We start from the raw sequence: 16,936 nt of genomic DNA, 5'->3' as shown, positions 1-16,936 counted from the left end.
GGGGCAAATGATGCAATTCAGACTAAGTAAGTTATTGAGCTTCAATGCAGGCTATGTCGATACTGCAAGCTTTCTCGCATTGCATGGCTTATTTTCTGCCCACGTGACAGGTAATTTTGTAACATTAGGCGCGGCTTTAGTCTCCGAGAGGCAAACAGGTGCTTGGGCTAAATTGGCAGCACTACCGATGTTCTGTATTACAGTTTTATCGGTCAAATTGTTGGATCAAAAGTTTATCCGACATCAAAACAGTTCATATGCGTTTTTTCTAAAACTGATGTTTTTGCTTTTTAGTATTGTCGCCGTATGTTCCTACTTTTATTTGCCCTTTCCGAAATACGATACCATCATGAGTTTCACTGTAGGCATGTTGTTGGTGGCGGCTATGGCGATTCAAAACGCGATGCACCGTATCCATTGGACGAAAGAATCACCAACAACCGTGATGACGGGTGCTACAACACAATTGATGTTAAATATTGCTGAGCTTTTTTCCAAACCTTCTCAGGAAAAAAGACTGCAAATTCGACAGAGTATTGTTGCAATTTTTCCAACCATGTTGAGTTTTGCACTGGGATGCGCAGTTGCCGCAATCGTATATAAATTTGCACTACTGTGGTTATTTTTGCTTCCCCCAGTTTTGTTGCTGATGATTTACATCAATCGGGACAACTATAAAAAAGCTTAGGTTTTGAAAGATCCTAATTCTAATTAATTATTGAATGACGAGTAGAACATGGAAAATATACAAACGACGCCGCCGAGTGGGTTTTGGAAAACATGTCGAGATCCTTTGTTATTGACAATTGTGGGTGGCGCAATTGATACCATTGGCTTTATCGCACTGTTTGGTTTTTTTACTGCGCATGTCACAGGAAACTTAGTCTTAGCTGGTGCTGCTTGGGTCAAAGGTGGGCCTGGGATTTGGATTAAGCTTGGGGCAATTCCCTTATTTATTCTGACTGTTGCCATCACCAAATATTGGATTGATCGTAGCGTACAAAAACATACCACCTTAAGTTATTTATTTTTGGGGGAAGCAATTTTTTTAATTGGGTTTATGCTTGCGGGTTTATATTTTGAACCGTTTAAAGATGCCAATAGTGTCACTGTCGCAATTACAGGTGGTTTAGGGCTGATCGCCTTAGCTATTCGTAACACTTCAAGTAAAACCTTAATTAAACATATTAGTCCGAGCACCATGATGACGGGAAATACAACACAGTTAGGTATAGATATTTCTAATTATTTAAGAGATCGGAACCATAGCAATATGCAAAAGTTACAGCACAGTTTCAGCATTGTGGTGGGTTTTGTGATTGGCGCATTTTTAGGTGCTTTTTTATATGTGTATCTAGATTTCTGGAGTGTCGCTTTCTTTGTGGCACCCGTGTTGTATCTGTCTTATCTCGCAGCCCAGCAAAGATTTGTCCAACCAAGCTAGTGACTCAATGATGAATAAACGTCAATGAGTAATCATGCTTGATGGAGTTTTGTCATAATTATTGTGACCACGTAGGCGCTTAAAAATTCCCTCAAATATTTATTGGAACAATCGTCTTTTAGTTAAATCAAGCCTTGATTGATTTAACTCGCATTCATCATTCACATTTTTGAGAAATCCAAAAATTAAACCATGTTTTGTCGAATAGCAAAACCAGCATCTGTCATTTATTTAAATTATGGACTTTGCAAAATTAAGGTAAACCTATGTCAAATTTGATTAAATTTACAATTTCTTTTGTTTCATTGCTCAGTATACAGTTACATGCTGCTCAATACAGCTTAGACAAAAATAGCTCTTATTTGTTTGGTGATTGGCAGGGGATGCGGACTGAACTTTTAAAGCAAGGCATTAAATTAGATGCAAACTTGATTGTAGACAGCGCTTATTTAGTTGATGGTGGCTACAATCCGGGGAGTGATCCTAAATATGCCAGTCAATTTTTAATTGGTTCAACTTTAGATTTAGAAAAGCTGGCAAATTGGGAAGGGATCACATTAAGAGCAACAATCACAGCAAGACAAGGACAAAGTTTATCTTCAGAAGATATTTCTGATCCATCCGCACCACAGCTTGCCAATGTTCAAGCAAATTATGGTCGTGGCAACAGTAAAAGTCGATTGACCGAGTTTTCTTTGGAGAAAAACTTTAAAGAACAGGGGCTCAGTATTAAATTAGGGCGTTTGGGAATGGGTACAGATTTCAATGTGATGTCTTGTGAATTTCAAAATAATTCATTTTGTGCTGCGCAAATGGGAAAATGGCAAAGCGGAATTTGGTATAACTCTCCAATTTCTCAATGGGGTGGTCGTTTAAAATATCAATTTCACCCAGAACTCGCCTTACAAATCGGTGTTTATGAATATAACCCTCAAAATGCTTTAGAACGGCATGGCTGGAATCTGAGTACCCATCAAGCTGATGGTGTCACCATTCCGTTAGAGATGATCTGGCAACCGAAATCATTGATCAATGGATTAGCAGGAACGTATCGCGTAGGGGCAATATATAACACTGCAGATGAAACTAAAAATCAAAAGGATATACGGACGGGGCAGCAACAAAATCATACCTATGGCGCTTGGTTTAATTTTGACCAGCAACTTACTTCAGTTGGTGTAGGAAATCAGGGCTTACACAGTTTTGCAAATTTTACATTCCATAGCCGTACCACCAACAAGGTGGATCAGTCTCAACAGATCGGTCTAAAGTATTATGGGGTGATAACCAGCCGAGCTGAGGATAATTTGGGTTTTGCGCTTAATCGTATTCATATCAATAATCGTTTTGCAGATGATAAGAAGCAAATTAATGCTGATACCGAATATAATATTGAATTAAATTATAGTTATTATCCAACAAAATGGCTGATGTTACGTCCAAGCCTGCAATATATTGTTCATCCTGGTGCAACACATGATATCAACAATGCTTGGGTTTTGGCATTGGGGACAAAGCTTAACTTTTAGAATCAAGAATAGTTAATTAAATTTTATCAATGCATGCTGATGTTACGAACACTAGGTATTTATCTATATTGATTATAGATGGGTTTATATACTGCTTGATCCATGCTTATGCCATATAATGTAAGGCAATAAAAAGCCGAAAATAATTCAAAGTATTCTCTTAAATAGAAAATGAAGACTGATTTATTTTTAGTAAAACCACCTTACACAAGCATCTGCTAAAAGTTGCGTAGTATCGAAGCTTACATTTAAAATTGGAGATTGAATGGCGTGTAAGCCCAAGGGAATTTCTGTACAGGCTAAAATAATTGAACCTGCACCTACATCCATAAGCCGTTGACTGAGTTCTTGAAAAATGATACCTGCTTTTTCTGATTCATTCCGTTTAACAGCATAAACTGCAGGCATAAATTTTTTTTCAATTTCTTCTTCAGAATTCATTACATAAGGGATGTTATATTTACTTAATTCACGTTGATATAACTCGGTAGAAAGGGCGCCTTTGGTTGCTAAAATTCCAACTTTATCACCATATTTATAATGATCCAAAATCTGTTGTACAGTAATTTCAATCATATTTAAGATTTCAATATTGGTCTGTTGTTGTAAGTCAGCATGCCAAAAATGTGCGGTATTACATGGAATTGCCACTTTAGCAACACCACTACGTTCTAAAATTTTTAATCCATGTAACATGGCTTTGAAAGGACTTTCACCTAAGTTTTTAAGTGCAAGTTGTCGGTCAGGAATTCCACCATGATTCCAAACAATAGTTGGAATATGTTCCTGATCTTTAGTTGCAGGGCTTGCATCGAGCAGGCGCTGTTGAAAATCAACTGCAGCACCTGGCCCCATGCCACCCAGGATTCCGAGCGTAGGAAATTCTGAAAAATCAATCATTTTACAAGCGGTATGCGTCTTTGTGAGAGAATGCTTTACGGTACCCAAATAAGCCTACAGCACCACCAGTATGCAGAAAGATCACTTTATCGTTTTTAGTGAAATAACCTTGGCGAATTAGGCCTACTAAACCTGCAAAACCTTTACCTGAGTAAACTGGGTCAAGCAAAATACCTTCAGTTCTGGCAAGGAGTTCAACAGCTTCAACCATGCTGTCTGTTGGGATACCGTAACCATCGCCAACATAGTCACTATTTGCCACAACTTTTTCACGTGCGATAAGATCAGCACTCAAACCAAGATGTTCTAAAGTTGAGCGAGTAAGTTTATAGACGTTTTCTTCTTGTTTAGATTTTTCAGCACGAACGCTGATACCTAATACAGGTAAGTTAGAATTTGTTGCAACAATACCCGCTAAAAGACCTGCTTGAGTTCCAGTACTCCCTGTTGCATGTACAAGATGAGTTGGTGCAAGTTGGATCTGGTTGAGTTGGTTAATTAATTCAATTGCAGTAGATACATAACCTAAAGCACCAATAGCGTTTGAGCCTCCACCTGGAATAATATAAGGACGTTCACCTTGTGCTTCTAATTCTTCTGCTTTCGCTTCTAAAGCAGCAGCCATGTCTGTGCCGCCAGGAACAACTTCAATTGATATGGCACCTAAAATTTCGTCCAGCAATAAGTTCCCATTGTTGTAATATTCATCTGCAGCATCACTGACGCGTTGTTCAAGTAAAACAGATGCTTTTAAGCCAAATTTATTTGCTGCAGCAATGGTTTGACGAACATGGTTAGATTGAGTTGCACCTTGAGTAATCACATGCGTTGCGCCTTTTGCAATTGCATCGCCTATTAAAAATTCTAATTTACGGGTTTTATTTCCACCAGTAGCAAGACCTGTTGCATCATCGCGTTTGATATAAATTTCAGGACCGTTTAATGCTTTGGTTAAGTTAGGTAAAAACTCAAGAGGAGTAGGTGCATGAACAAGTTTAACGCGGGGTAAATGACTTAATAACATAAAAGTGTCCTGTAGATTTAGTGTATGTAATCAATCATGCGGTTAACTTCTTTGCGCATAATTTCTAAAATATGTTTTTTGGCTTCAATGAATTCTGGCTGTGGAGCAATATTTTCAATTGTACGTGTATGGGGTAAATTGACTTGAATATCCTCTGCAATACGTCCAGGATGTCCTGCCATTAAGATAATGCGATCTGCTAAAAGTAAAGATTCGTCTATATCATGAGTGACAAATAAAACGGTCGTTTTGTTATCTTGCCAAAGCTTAGTTAATGTTTCCTGCATCAAAATACGTGTTTGAGCATCCAAAGCACCAAAGGGTTCATCCATGAGTAAAATTTTTGGTTTCATGACCCAAGCACGGGCAAGTGCAACTCGTTGTTTCATCCCCCCTGAAATTTGCCAAACGCGATGATTTTCAAATTTTTTTAAACCTGTTTTTTCTAAGTAATATTCAGTTTGTTCGGTAATGTATTTAGGCTCTCCCTTTAATTGCTTAAGGGGAAAATAAATATTTTCTTTCACTGTAAGCCAAGGGAATAATTGTGCTTGTTGGAATATAACAGCTCGATCAATGCCTGGTGCTGAAATAGGTTGACCATCTACATAAATGTTACCAGAGCTAGGTTTTTCAAAACCTGCAAGTAAGTTCAAAATAGTTGATTTACCGCAGCCAGATGGACCAAGTAAACAAACGAACTGACCCTCAGAAATTTCTAAGTTAATGTCTTTTAGAACCGTATTTTCAGATTTGTTTTGCTTGAATGTTTTTTGAACATTATTTAGCTGAATAAATGCTTGAGTCATTATACTTTTCCTGTCCAAGGTGCCCATTTTTGCTGTGCTTTTACAATGAGCCAATCTAAAATAAAGCCAATTGTTCCAAGTAAAATAATACCGACAATCACAACATCAGTACGTAAGTATGAGCCCGCGTTAATGATCATCCATCCTAAACCTGACGTTGCAGCAACCATCTCAGCCGCAATTAATGAGGTCCAACCAATACCAATCGATAAGCGAATCGTGGTGAAAATTTCAGGAAGTGAAGAGGGTAAAATGACACGAAATAAGATTGATGCTTTTCCTAGTCCCATTGTTTGTGCTGCTTGAATTAAACCCTGTGGAACGTTTTGGCTTGCTGCAGTTGCGCCAACAATTACACTAAGTAAAGTAGCAATAAAGATTAGGAAAAATTTTGATGCCTCACCAATCCCTAACCACACAACAACTAATGGGATTAAAGCAATTTTAGGAATAGGGCGTAAAAATTGTACGAATGGATCTAAAATGGCATTGAGTACAGGACTACGGCCCATTAACAACCCCAAAGGAACACCAATAATAATGGCAATGAAAAATGCAAAAAATGCACGTGCCGTACTTACTAAAATGTGTTGATAAAATGGAGCATCTCGATAACCGTTTTGAAATAAATCTAAAACTGTATCTACTATTTGTAAGGGGGGTGGCAATAAAATGGGTGACACAAGTTTAAAGGTACACACAAGCTGCCAAATAACAACAAAAGTGATTAGTGATAATGCACTAATTACTTTTGCTTTAAACGGGTTCAACTGACTCATTCTATAACCTTATTTAGTTGCTTCGATAAGGTATTTACTGTCGATATTGGGCGCATAACTTTTTGGAACATCAGACTGTTTTAGCTCGCCAATACCGACTAGAAATTTAGCAATATCTTGAGTCGCTTTTGCTAAGCCAGAGTTTTCATCGTTTGATGTTGTACCTAGGTACTTTTCAGATGCTTGATCTTTCAAAGGAATGTAATCAATACCTGCCAATGTAGTTTCAACTTGCTCGTATGGAAGGTTTAAGTATTTAGAAATTTTTTCAGAAGCTAATTTCGGATCTTTTTTATATTCATCAACTTGTTCTTGGTATGCTTTTAAAAACTTAATCACAAGATCGGGGTGTTTTTCTGCAAATTCTTTGCGGACAGCGAAGTTGTTATAAACCAAAATACCTTGTTCATTTAGTGTCGTTGTACGATAAATCTCTTTGCCACCTTGTTTTTCTAATTGTTGTGTAAATGGGCCCCAAACATAGGCAGCATCAATATCGCCACGAGTCCATGCAGAAACAATTTCAGCAGGTTTAAGTGGTAATAATTTGATTTTTGATTTATCAATTTTATTTAATGTAAGTGCTTGTTCTAATGCATATTGTGCAGTTGAGTTTGCAGGGAAAGCAACTTTTTTACCCACTAAGTCTTGTAGCGTTTTAATTTCAGGTCGAACAATCAAACGCTCTGCACTTGAAATTAGACCCTCTAAGCCAATGACTTCAATGGGTAATCCGCGAGTGATCCCTGCAACAGCAGGACTTGAACCAAAACGGGCGATATCAATTTCATTGGCAGCAAAGTAATTAATCACATCTGCTCCCGATGCAAATTCAACCCACTTAATTTTGGTGCCTAAAGCTTTTTCAAAATCTCCGTCGGCTTTACCTAGGACCCAGACACGGGGACCACCACCCCAAGCAAAACGGACCTCTTGTGGTTGTTCTGCTGTTTGTGACGCTTCAGCTTTGGGTTCATTGTTTTGTGGCGATTTATTTCCACAACCAACTAAAAGTGTAAAACTGAGAATACCGAGGGACAAAGCCAAATTTTTAAAATGAAAACCTGTTGTATTCAACATTTTTCTTTCCAGTGTTTTTGAAATTTCTCCGATCTTAATGAGAATTTTAAATTAATAAAAATATGAAAAAATGGAATAGTTATATATAAAATAGATGTTATCTTTATGAATAAAAAAGAAATATTTATAGTTTTTAAAAGTAAAGATTATACCTTGTAGTCAAATTTTTAAGATGATGTGCTTTTAAAGCATAGGTAGAAATTTGATTATAAAATCATTTATTTAAATAATTGATGATCACATTCTGATTACTTCAAGTAAAAAATATCAAAAATACACATGCTGGTTTTCGTATTGATAAGTACTTTCGGACCAAGCCTATAAGTTTAATTAAAAAGGGTGATTAAAATGAGAATGATCAATTAACAAACAAACTAAAATTTGGTTTGATTAACATTCATTTAACTTATCTAACTAGGTATATGAATTTTAAACCATTATTAGATTAGGAGGTAATGAACATGTACTTGATCAAAATTGTGGAATATTAAAACCAATCAGTTACGCACAAAAAATGTATAAGTAATTAGCCTCTCCATTAAAAATATATTATTGAATATATCTTTAGTGATGGCTTTATAAAATGAAGTCAGGTGACTTTAGCTTAAATTCTTCTTTAATGATGATAATTTTAATATAATAGGCAAAATTTTTGTTAGGTTTCATTTGTGACAGCAAAAAAAATTCAAAGTATTGCATTGCAGCGATTCGCAAAACAAGGCTTTACTGCAACATCAATGAATGAAATAGCCGAAGACGTTGGCATTAAAAAACCCTCTATTTATGCACATTTCAAAAATAAAGATGATTTATATTTGAGTCTAATTCCGATTATGATCAATCATGAACTGACTTATGCAAAAAATACATTAACTGGTGGAGAAAATTTTCATCAACAACTTTGTGCGTATTTCTGCAGCATAGGTGAACGATTTGATGCTTCATATGATGTACAATTTTGGATGAATGCGCTCATTAACCCACCACAGCATATTTATGATCAAGTGATTGATCCGATGCATATATTTATGGATGATTTGGAGAATATCTTTAAAAACGTATTCCCTGAAAATATAGAAAACAAGAAGTTTGATTCAACGACTTTGGCTCGACTGTGCATGTGTTTTGTAGATGCTTTGCAAAGTGAGCTCATTTATGGTGGTAAAGATAAATATAAAAAAAGATTAGATGCGATCTTAAAAGCACTTGAGGTGTTACTCGGTTAAAAGGTGCTAAATATCTAATATTAGATATTTAGCACTATCTATTTTTAAGCATTTTTATGAGCAATTGTATTTAATATAATCATAGAAAAAGCACATATAAGTAAAGTTACAGGAAGGACGAGGATATTTTCTGTTGCAAGACTGGCAATAAAACCAATAACTGCTCCGAAACTGTATTGAAGTAAGCCAATTAAAGCTGAAGCGATTCCTGCTAAGTGATGTTGTACCTGTTGCATGGTCAGTGCTGTAAGATTACCAAATAAAAGCCCTGTAGAACTAATAACCATAGTCAGTAATAGGGTGTAAACCCATAAACTTGGTGTATACAGTAACGTTACTAGGCTAAGCATAAGTGTAAAAAACATTAAAATAATAGAGCCTAGCTTTAAAACTTGGTAAGCAGACCATCCTCTATTCAATAACCAAATTGAAAGCTGACCAAAGATGATGAAACACAGTGCATTGAGTGCAAAGAGATAACTATAATGTTCAGGGCTGACTGAGTAATGTTGAATAAAAATATAGGGTGAATTGCTAATGTAGAAGAAGAACCCACCGAGTAGAAAGCCTCCAGCAAGGGTAAAACTGAAATAGCTTTTATTTCTACATAGAAGATAGTAATTTTTGAAAATATTTTTTAGATTTAAGGGTTGTCTATTCGAAAGAGCTAATGTTTCTGGAACAGATATACTACTCCACACCAATAACATAAAAGATAGTAAGGCTAATGTATAAAAAATAATATGCCATGTGCCGTAGTTCAAAAGTTGACTTCCAACCAAAGGGGCAATGATTGGAATGACCATCATGACTTGCATTAACACAGAAAAATGGCGAGCTGCATCTTGCTCATTACAAATATCGCTAATAATTGCTCTAGGTGTGACCAGACCAGACGCAGCACCAATGGCTTGAAGAAAGCGTGCAAACAATAATAGTTCAAGTGAAGTTGCGACTGCTGCGAGCAGAGAACCCAAAATAAAAATAATTAAACCAATTAATAATGGAATTCTTCGACCAAAACGATCAAGAAATGGTCCATATAAGCCTTGGCCAACAGCTAAACCTACTAAAAAAATTGATAATGTTTGTTGGATTTGACTGGTAGATACCTGTAATGAGGTCGCTATCACTGGAAATGCGGGCACATAAATATCAATTGCTAAGGCATCTAAAGCAGTTAATAGTGAGAGTAATATGATAAATGAAGTACTCATTTTGTGAGTCTGTAAGTGACCTTGCATAAATTTCACCCAAGTTTGTATAATTAAAACTACCTAACGGTAGGTAGTTTATTTTTGTTTGCTTTTAAAATCAACCAAAATACGATTTTTAATGGAGTTAAAGAGCAGGGCGCCAAAGGTAGTTTTATATGTATAAAAAGAATCCTTACTGAATAATCTTTTAAAATGAACCAACTATCGTCATTAAATTACAACATATAAAATAATAGTCACGCTGAGTGAATGCTGAAAGTATTAGTCAAAGAGCTTGATGTAAAATTACATGCAAGTGGAGAATGTTGTTTTAGAACCGGTTTCAATTTGTAGCCGTTCAGACTTTGATCTGACAATTATCAATATTTGTTTGAATATCAAAAAATGACCATTATTTAATTGACCTTTAGCCCTGATTTCTTCTCTTGATTCTTATCCGGCTGAATTTTGCGCTGAGTAGAGACTATGGCTCGTATGAGGTCTTATATTTATGCTTTGGTTGTTTGAATTAATTATTTTTAGAACAAGAATTAACTCGAATAATTACCTAAATTTAGATGTAAAAATAGGGTTAAATAATTAATATTTAACCCTATAATGTTTAATTGTAGACTCAGTCTAGTTTTCTTAGATCATTAATTTATTTTCTTAAAAATAAAGTCATTAATCTTATGGCCTGCCTCAATACCACGACGTTCAAACTTGGTTTGTGGACGCCAGTCCGGACGAGGATAGCTATTGCCTTTGCCTGCTAAGTTTTCTAAACGAGGGCGATTGTCTAAAACATCGAGCATCCATTCAGCATATGGTTCCCAGTCTGTTGCAGCATGGAATGTACCACCAATTTCAAGTTTTTCTTCAACCAATGGCATACGATCATGAGAAACAAAACGGCGTTTAAAATGTCGTTTTTTCTGCCAAGGATCAGGGAAATAAAGTTGAACCGTATTGATACTATTGTCAGGCATTTCTCGTAAAACTTGAATTGCATCTGCATCTAAAACACGTAGGTTTTTAACTTCCGCCATACCTGCTTCATAAACACATTGCGCAATACCAGGTACATGCACTTCGATTCCAACGAAATTACGTTCAGGATTGGCTTTTGCCATCAGAACCAAAGAACGGCCCATACCAAAACCAATTTCTACCGTAAGTGGACGTTCTGGATGTTCAAAGTGTTGACGTAAATCGCCGACAGGGTATTCCAAAATTAAATCACGATGTTGTTCAAGCGCAGTACGTTGTGAAGTATTGAGCGGTGACGATCTACGCATAAATGTCACAATTTCACGGTGTTCTTGCAAATTGTCTAATTCTACAATTTGTGCTTCAATTTGATCGTTTGACATGATTTAGGTAATACTAGAAATCTAAAAGGCGTATTGTAAGTGCTGAGCTTCGCAAGTCAAATTTTTTATAGAATTTCATTCAATCCTAATAAATTTACAATGAAAACTGGATAAAATAAAATCACTATCGAGCGTTGAGTCAGAGAGTATTGCTGTTACTCAAAGAGTCGTTATGTTCATTTAGACTTTGTCTAATTAACTCGATTAATTCGCGCGATGCTTTAGGTAGTGCTTTATCTTTTAACCAAATTAGATAAATCGGAACAGAAAGTTGATTGTAGGTGTTTTTAAAATCAATTTGGATTAAACGCCCATCATCAATATGTGACTTAACCAATGAATATGGAAAATTTCCCCATCCTAAGCCGATCTCAACCATATCAATCGCCGTTTGTAGATCATTGGTTCGCCAGTAAGATGCAGCAATTACCGATCTCAAATCTGCAATATCAAGCGCACTACTCGCAACAACAATTTGCCGAACATTAACCAAATCCTCGATATAAATAGGATGAACTGCTTGATTCATCAAGGCATGATTTGCGGATATTGTTGCAACAACAACTTCCATGCTGACCAACTGCAAATGTTCTTGCATTTTGATATGTTGCCCTGAACCCGCTAAACAAATTGTGATTTGTTCTGAATACAGTAAATGCAAAATATCATCTTGTGGCGCAGTAATGATTTCGATATTGAGCAACGGGTATTTTGATGCAAGTTTATCAATAGATTGTAAAAGTTTTTGATTATTTACATCTGATACAACACCTATTTTTAAAGTACTCTCCAAACCTAAGGACAGTTCATAAGCATGCTTACTCAATTGTTTTAATTGTTCTGAGATGATTCTTGCTTGTGGGGCTAAGGCAAGTGCTGAAGCTGTTGGAATCACTTTGCGGGGTGTTCTTTCAAACAGCTGTAAGCCTAATTCTGCTTCGATATTTGCGATACCCATACTGACGGCTGATGGTACTCGATTTAAGGCACGAGCCGCAGCAGAAAAAGAGCCTGTATCCAGTACTTTTACAAATAATTCTATATTTTCGCTGGTGAAATTCATAATTGGTATCAGTCAAACTGAAAGCTATTGTCTTTATCTATTATTATAACTGAAATTAAAATAGCTTTTTTGAAAATCTGTTTGGGTAAGTTTATGCAAGGTCTTAAACGTAGAGTAATTTATGTAAGTACCTATGAAATCATTGGATTAGGTATTTCTTCTTTAGGGCTGGCACTACTTTCGGGTACACAATTAACCCATACGGGGCCTTTGGCTTTCCTGATTACCACGATTGCTGTGAGCTGGAACTTTATTTATAACTTAATTTTTGAAGCATGGGAAAAACGCCAAACTTTACGTCAACGTACAGTAAAACGCCGTGTAGCTCATGCGATCGGATTTCAATTAACCTTGGTGGTTTTTCTTATTCCATTGATTGCATGGTGGATGAATATTAGTTTTCTAGAGGCATTTTTATTAGATGCGGCTTTAATTGTTATCATTCCAATTTATACCTTTATTTTTAATTGGTCTTTTGATCGTTTATTTGGTGTTCCACTTTCTGCTCAAGCTTAAAATGTAGTTGTTTCTGCTTAAGTTATTTGCCCATTCAATTGAATGGGCAATAATTCAGGTTTTTTCTAGCACAATAATTTCTATTTAACGCTTTAAATTTATACGACAGCTCATGTCGCAACAATAAAGAAATCGCCGTTGTTGACCGCTCATAATTTATATAATCACTAAAGTTCATTCGGAAAATTAGGTGTGAGTGATGACAGAGCGTATTAGAGAAAAGCTGCAAATTTTAGCAGATGCTGCGAAGTATGATGTGTCATGTTCATCCAGTGGCAGTAACCGTAAAAACAAAGACAGTGGGCTAGGCAATACGGGGGCTGGAATTTGCCATAGTTATACCGAAGATGGTCGATGTGTGTCGCTGCTTAAAATCTTATTTTCCAATGTGTGTATTTTTGATTGCTCATATTGTGTTTCTCGCCGTTCTAATGATGTCAAACGAGCTGCTTTTACGGTACAAGAAGTTGTTGATTTAACCATTAATTTTTATAGAAGAAATTATATCGAAGGCCTTTTTCTAAGTTCAGGAATTTTTAAGTCAGCAGACTATACCATGGAGCGCATGCTACAAGTCGTTAAAAAGCTACGATTAGAAGAAAACTTTAATGGCTATATTCATCTTAAAACGATTCCAGGTGCTTCACAGGAGATTATCCATGAGGCAGGGCTTTATGTAGATCGGATGAGTATCAATTTAGAAATGCCTACCGCGGAAGGCCTTAAAAAGTTTGCTCCTGAAAAAACCCATGATGAAGTGCAAAAAGATTTGGGCATTGTTCGAGATCGTTTGATTCAATTTAAAGATGAAAGAAAAATTATAAAAACTGTGCCGAAGTTTGTTCCAGCAGGACAAACAACTCAAATGGTGGTGGGCGCACATAATGAAACGGATCAGGATATTATCTTAATGGCTGATCATCACTACAAAGAATTTAAACTAAAACGGGTATATTTTTCGGGCTATATTCCGATTAATGATGAAGAAAAAGCATTGCCTTCAGTGGGTTCAGCACCGCCATTACTGCGTGAAAATAGATTGTATCAATCTGATTGGTTAATGCGATTTTATGGTTTTGAAGCGACTGAAATTGTCAATGCAAAGCATCCAAATTTAGACTTAGATATCGACCCCAAACTGAGCTGGGCGCTACGTCATCCTGAACAATTTCCTATCGATATCAATCAAGCTGAATATCGAATGATCTTAAGAGTCCCTGGAATTGGGGTGCGTTCAGCTAAAAAGATTGTTCAAGCACGTCGCTTTGGTAAAATTCATATTGATCAAATCAAAAAATTGGGGATTGCTTATAATAGGGCAATGCATTTTATTCGTTGTGCAGATACTCCACCATTTTTAAAAGATCAATTACCCAGTCAAATTCGCCAGAAAATATTACAGACAGGGCATTCAAAATATACTCAACAACTTTCACCCCAGTTGGACTTGTTATTCTAAATGGCGAAATATATTTTTGATGGGACCATGACAGGGATTTTGTGCTGTGTATTTCGTGCATTTCAATTTAAAGAGTTTGATGTCATTGTCTCAAGTGAAAACAACACCCAAGCCGCTTTATTTGATGAAACGATTTTTGTTGAATCCAATGACGCTCAAGCCAATAGAGTTTGGCAAGGCCTAAAGTTAAAAGTTTCAGCAAGTGGTTTACGTAATTTTTACTATACTTTTTTATCTGAACAGGAAGATGCTTTTCAACATCTGTTTAATTTTAGTGTTTATGCATTCTTCGCTCAAAAAGCGATTGATCGGGATTATGGTCATCCAGATGTTTTGGCACTGTCAAAATGGGCCAAACAAGTGGGAAGAGAAAAGCACCGTATGGAAGCCTTTGTTCGCTTTAAAAAATGTAAAGATGAATTATTTTTAAGCTTGGTTAAGCCAGATTTCAATGTTTTGCCTTTGATCGAAAAGCATTTTAAAGCACGCTATCAAGATCAGCGCTGGCTTATTTATGATGAAAAACGAAATTTTGGTATCTATTATGATTTAAGACAGGTTCATCAAGTCAATATGAATGTCTTAGAAATTGATCAAAATATTCATCAAGGCTCTAGTCAGGATTTTAGTGTTGAATTAGATCATCAAGAGGTCCTATATGATCAGCTTTGGAAAGATTATTTTAACAGTGTAAATATTTCAGCGCGGAAAAACATCAAACTACATATTCAATATGTACCGAAGCGATATTGGCGTTATATGAATGAGAAAACGATTTAAATATCTTTAAATCAATAATATGGGTTCGGTTTTGATGTGTAGCTGATTTTCTCTATTACATTCATGAATGAGTTTGGAAATTTGTCAGTTCTTAGGTATTAAACTTGATTCTCTAATTATTCTATACTTCTAAGACTCGTGTTTTTTCAATTGAGTTTTTTTGGGAATCAAAAACCTTATAAATGCTAGTTTATAAGGTTTTAATGCATCTATCCGAAATAATATAAATCAGATATTTCGGGATTGATCATTTATTCACTTTGGCTTAATCATCTAGCACTTTAGACTGTCGTTCATTATCTGCTTTCCCAATCTGCCAGTAAGAACAGGCATAACAATCTTCTTTGCCCCAATCACTTTGCTTTCTTAAGATATTACGACATGCGCGTACAGCTTGTAGTTCAGCGGTAATATGTGCAAAACGGCTTGCTGGTAGATTAATGAATTCAGGATGGCGTAACAACTCATCAGCCAATAAGCTTTGCTGAAGCGGGTTCGGATTGAACAGCCATGTTTGCTCTAAATCAGCTTGTGTATGTAGTTCGATTTGATCTTCTACAGTTGCCACTTCTGCAATGACATATACTTTGGCATCAGCTGTTAATTTTTCTAAGATCGCTTGAGTGACTGCAAGTCCCGTCCCATCGGTGATAATGAGATAATGATTTAGTCCTGTAGGGATTGAATTTTTAGCGGCAGTAGACATGGTTACGCCAATTTGATCTCCAGGTTGAGCACGATCTGCCCAGTGACAAGCCACCGTATCTGTACCATGCATTGCAAACTCGATGGTTAGGGTTTTATTGACTAAATCAATATCACGATGGGTATAAGTCCGAATTTCTGGCATCATCTCAGGATTACTGACAATCCATTTACGTTGATTAAAATCAAAATCAGGAATTTCTATTGTGGTTTGATCATGCCTTGGAATAAAAATTTTATTGTTATCACCAATACTAGTGTGTTTGAATTTCTCAACATCTGCACAGTCAAAAATAATACGGATATAGTTTGGACCTAGATATATTTTCTCTTTCACTTGAATAAAAGTGCGATGTGCATTCAGCGCCATGATTTATTCCATATAAATAACAATAATTCTCATTATCGTATCGGCTTTTACATGAAAATGCCACCATTACCGCGAGAGTTGATGATAAAACTGCAAAGATGCTCAGTGTTCATCATCAATAAATCATAAACAATTTAATCTATCCATTTGTATCATTCAGTATGAGGAGAAATAGCATAGGTTACCGAATCATATTTAGGTTTCTTTTTATACTCAGAAATAACCCCACCTAAAGATTCTGCGATATGGCGACTGGCATAATTTTCGACAGCTACAGGATAAATAAAATTTTTAAAACTCAAATTGACTGAAGCCCAATGAACCATGCTTGTTACCGCATCTTTACCAAATCCTGACTTATGTCGATCTTCTCGAATCCAAATGCCTAATTCAGGTGTTTCCGTTTGTATTTGATGCAATCCTGCAAGGCCAAGAAACTCATGATTGGCAATGTTTCTGACGACGAAAATTAACTCATTCCCATCTTTAATATTCTCTAGCCATTTATGCCAGATCTCATCAAACTCTTGACGGCTTTGCGGAGGATCCCAAGCCATATATCGAGTCAAGGTGGGAGTAATATGCTGAAATACCTCATCAGCATCTAAAGATGTAAATGGTTTTAAAACAACTTGAGAAAAATGGATCTCTATATTATTCCAGTTCAAAAAAACCTCGAAAAT

17 protein-coding genes are annotated in these 16,936 nt (G+C 36.1%); 7 read left to right on the top strand and 10 right to left on the bottom strand.

All coding sequences use genetic code 11. The annotated features are described in order from the left end of the window. Positions 1-10: 10 nt before the first annotated feature. The 3 genes from FHR28_RS11340 to FHR28_RS11330 all read left to right on the top strand — a co-directional run bounded on the left by FHR28_RS11340 (position 11) and on the right by FHR28_RS11330 (position 2,973). Positions 11-688, top strand: a complete 678-nt coding sequence (locus FHR28_RS11340; RefSeq protein WP_228722057.1) for a YoaK family protein — start codon at positions 11-13, stop codon at positions 686-688. Positions 689-736: 48 nt separating this feature from the next. Next, the gene (locus FHR28_RS11335) at positions 737-1,444 is read left to right on the top strand and encodes a YoaK family protein (protein ID WP_105712835.1); all 708 of its coding nucleotides are present in this window, start codon (positions 737-739) and stop codon (positions 1,442-1,444) included. Positions 1,445-1,710: 266 nt separating this feature from the next. Then, a complete protein-coding gene (locus FHR28_RS11330; RefSeq protein WP_166782603.1) occupies positions 1,711-2,973 on the top strand; it encodes a carbohydrate porin in 1,263 nt (420 codons plus the stop codon). Between the two features lie 189 nt (positions 2,974-3,162). Here FHR28_RS11330 and FHR28_RS11325 read toward each other — a convergent pair whose 3' ends face one another. Genes FHR28_RS11325 through FHR28_RS11305 form a run of 5 tightly spaced genes read right to left on the bottom strand, consistent with a single transcriptional unit; the run spans position 3,163 to position 7,565 of the window. Beyond that, complete coding sequence (locus FHR28_RS11325) at positions 3,163-3,873, bottom strand: aspartate/glutamate racemase family protein (protein ID WP_056510580.1); 711 nt, start codon at positions 3,871-3,873, stop codon at positions 3,163-3,165. Position 3,874: 1 nt separating this feature from the next. Then, entirely contained in the window at positions 3,875-4,897 is a 1,023-nt protein-coding gene (locus tag FHR28_RS11320; protein WP_166782602.1) for a D-cysteine desulfhydrase, read from the bottom strand. Positions 4,898-4,914: 17 nt separating this feature from the next. Further along, positions 4,915-5,706: an ABC transporter ATP-binding protein gene (locus tag FHR28_RS11315; RefSeq protein WP_166782601.1), complete on the bottom strand. Its 792-nt coding sequence runs from the start codon at positions 5,704-5,706 to the stop codon at positions 4,915-4,917. Next, entirely contained in the window at positions 5,706-6,485 is a 780-nt protein-coding gene (locus tag FHR28_RS11310) for an ABC transporter permease (RefSeq protein ID WP_166782600.1), read from the bottom strand. Before FHR28_RS11310 ends, FHR28_RS11315 begins: the two co-directional genes overlap by 1 nt. A gap of 9 nt (positions 6,486-6,494) precedes the next feature. Next, a complete protein-coding gene (locus FHR28_RS11305; protein WP_056510594.1) occupies positions 6,495-7,565 on the bottom strand; it encodes an ABC transporter substrate-binding protein in 1,071 nt (356 codons plus the stop codon). Between the two features lie 668 nt (positions 7,566-8,233). Between FHR28_RS11305 and FHR28_RS11300 the strand changes: the two genes are divergently transcribed. Next, a complete protein-coding gene (locus tag FHR28_RS11300) occupies positions 8,234-8,791 on the top strand; it encodes a TetR/AcrR family transcriptional regulator (RefSeq protein ID WP_105712830.1) in 558 nt (185 codons plus the stop codon). A gap of 44 nt (positions 8,792-8,835) precedes the next feature. Here FHR28_RS11300 and FHR28_RS11295 read toward each other — a convergent pair whose 3' ends face one another. The 3 genes from FHR28_RS11295 to FHR28_RS11285 all read right to left on the bottom strand — a co-directional run bounded on the left by FHR28_RS11295 (position 8,836) and on the right by FHR28_RS11285 (position 12,423). After that, a complete protein-coding gene (locus FHR28_RS11295; RefSeq protein ID WP_166782599.1) occupies positions 8,836-10,035 on the bottom strand; it encodes a multidrug effflux MFS transporter in 1,200 nt (399 codons plus the stop codon). Between the two features lie 608 nt (positions 10,036-10,643). Beyond that, positions 10,644-11,360, bottom strand: coding sequence for a tRNA (guanosine(46)-N7)-methyltransferase TrmB (gene trmB / locus FHR28_RS11290; protein WP_105712828.1), 717 nt, complete (start codon positions 11,358-11,360; stop codon positions 10,644-10,646). A 139-nt stretch (positions 11,361-11,499) separates the two neighbouring features. After that, a complete protein-coding gene (locus FHR28_RS11285; RefSeq protein WP_004721057.1) occupies positions 11,500-12,423 on the bottom strand; it encodes a LysR family transcriptional regulator in 924 nt (307 codons plus the stop codon). A 93-nt stretch (positions 12,424-12,516) separates the two neighbouring features. Between FHR28_RS11285 and FHR28_RS11280 the strand changes: the two genes are divergently transcribed. From FHR28_RS11280 to FHR28_RS11270, 3 genes are all read left to right on the top strand, one after another. Beyond that, positions 12,517-12,939, top strand: a complete 423-nt coding sequence (locus FHR28_RS11280) for a PACE efflux transporter (protein ID WP_004821026.1) — start codon at positions 12,517-12,519, stop codon at positions 12,937-12,939. A gap of 199 nt (positions 12,940-13,138) precedes the next feature. Next, a complete protein-coding gene (locus FHR28_RS11275; RefSeq protein WP_151957965.1) occupies positions 13,139-14,398 on the top strand; it encodes a putative DNA modification/repair radical SAM protein in 1,260 nt (419 codons plus the stop codon). After that, a complete protein-coding gene (locus FHR28_RS11270; RefSeq protein ID WP_004721052.1) occupies positions 14,399-15,178 on the top strand; it encodes a TIGR03915 family putative DNA repair protein in 780 nt (259 codons plus the stop codon). It abuts the gene before it with no gap. Positions 15,179-15,443: 265 nt separating this feature from the next. Here FHR28_RS11270 and FHR28_RS11265 read toward each other — a convergent pair whose 3' ends face one another. Together FHR28_RS11265 and FHR28_RS11260 are read right to left on the bottom strand one after the other, a co-directional pair. After that, positions 15,444-16,253, bottom strand: coding sequence for a siderophore-interacting protein (locus FHR28_RS11265; RefSeq protein WP_151957963.1), 810 nt, complete (start codon positions 16,251-16,253; stop codon positions 15,444-15,446). Between the two features lie 152 nt (positions 16,254-16,405). Continuing rightward, positions 16,406-16,921: a GNAT family N-acetyltransferase gene (locus tag FHR28_RS11260; protein ID WP_166782598.1), complete on the bottom strand. Its 516-nt coding sequence runs from the start codon at positions 16,919-16,921 to the stop codon at positions 16,406-16,408. Between the last annotated feature and the right edge of the window lie 15 nt (positions 16,922-16,936).

Source organism: Acinetobacter sp. BIGb0196 (genome assembly GCF_011759595.1).
Lineage (GTDB): Bacteria > Pseudomonadota > Gammaproteobacteria > Pseudomonadales > Moraxellaceae > Acinetobacter > Acinetobacter guillouiae.
Note: the sequence above shows the minus strand (reverse complement) of the source record. Positions and strands in the feature narration are given on the sequence as shown.

Coding starts and splice junctions, on each gene's coding strand:
- FHR28_RS11275 (WP_151957965.1), top strand. CDS start 13,139: ATGACAGAGCGTATTAGAGAAAAGCTGCAAATTTTAGCAGATGCTGCG.
- trmB (WP_105712828.1), bottom strand. CDS start 11,360: ATGTCAAACGATCAAATTGAAGCACAAATTGTAGAATTAGACAATTTG.
- FHR28_RS11270 (WP_004721052.1), top strand. CDS start 14,399: ATGGCGAAATATATTTTTGATGGGACCATGACAGGGATTTTGTGCTGT.
- FHR28_RS11315 (WP_166782601.1), bottom strand. CDS start 5,706: ATGACTCAAGCATTTATTCAGCTAAATAATGTTCAAAAAACATTCAAG.
- FHR28_RS11295 (WP_166782599.1), bottom strand. CDS start 10,035: ATGCAAGGTCACTTACAGACTCACAAAATGAGTACTTCATTTATCATA.
- FHR28_RS11285 (WP_004721057.1), bottom strand. CDS start 12,423: ATGAATTTCACCAGCGAAAATATAGAATTATTTGTAAAAGTACTGGAT.
- FHR28_RS11335 (WP_105712835.1), top strand. CDS start 737: ATGGAAAATATACAAACGACGCCGCCGAGTGGGTTTTGGAAAACATGT.
- FHR28_RS11320 (WP_166782602.1), bottom strand. CDS start 4,897: ATGTTATTAAGTCATTTACCCCGCGTTAAACTTGTTCATGCACCTACT.
- FHR28_RS11265 (WP_151957963.1), bottom strand. CDS start 16,253: ATGGCGCTGAATGCACATCGCACTTTTATTCAAGTGAAAGAGAAAATA.
- FHR28_RS11325 (WP_056510580.1), bottom strand. CDS start 3,873: ATGATTGATTTTTCAGAATTTCCTACGCTCGGAATCCTGGGTGGCATG.
- FHR28_RS11330 (WP_166782603.1), top strand. CDS start 1,711: ATGTCAAATTTGATTAAATTTACAATTTCTTTTGTTTCATTGCTCAGT.
- FHR28_RS11340 (WP_228722057.1), top strand. CDS start 11: ATGCAATTCAGACTAAGTAAGTTATTGAGCTTCAATGCAGGCTATGTC.
- FHR28_RS11310 (WP_166782600.1), bottom strand. CDS start 6,485: ATGAGTCAGTTGAACCCGTTTAAAGCAAAAGTAATTAGTGCATTATCA.
- FHR28_RS11280 (WP_004821026.1), top strand. CDS start 12,517: ATGCAAGGTCTTAAACGTAGAGTAATTTATGTAAGTACCTATGAAATC.
- FHR28_RS11305 (WP_056510594.1), bottom strand. CDS start 7,565: ATGTTGAATACAACAGGTTTTCATTTTAAAAATTTGGCTTTGTCCCTC.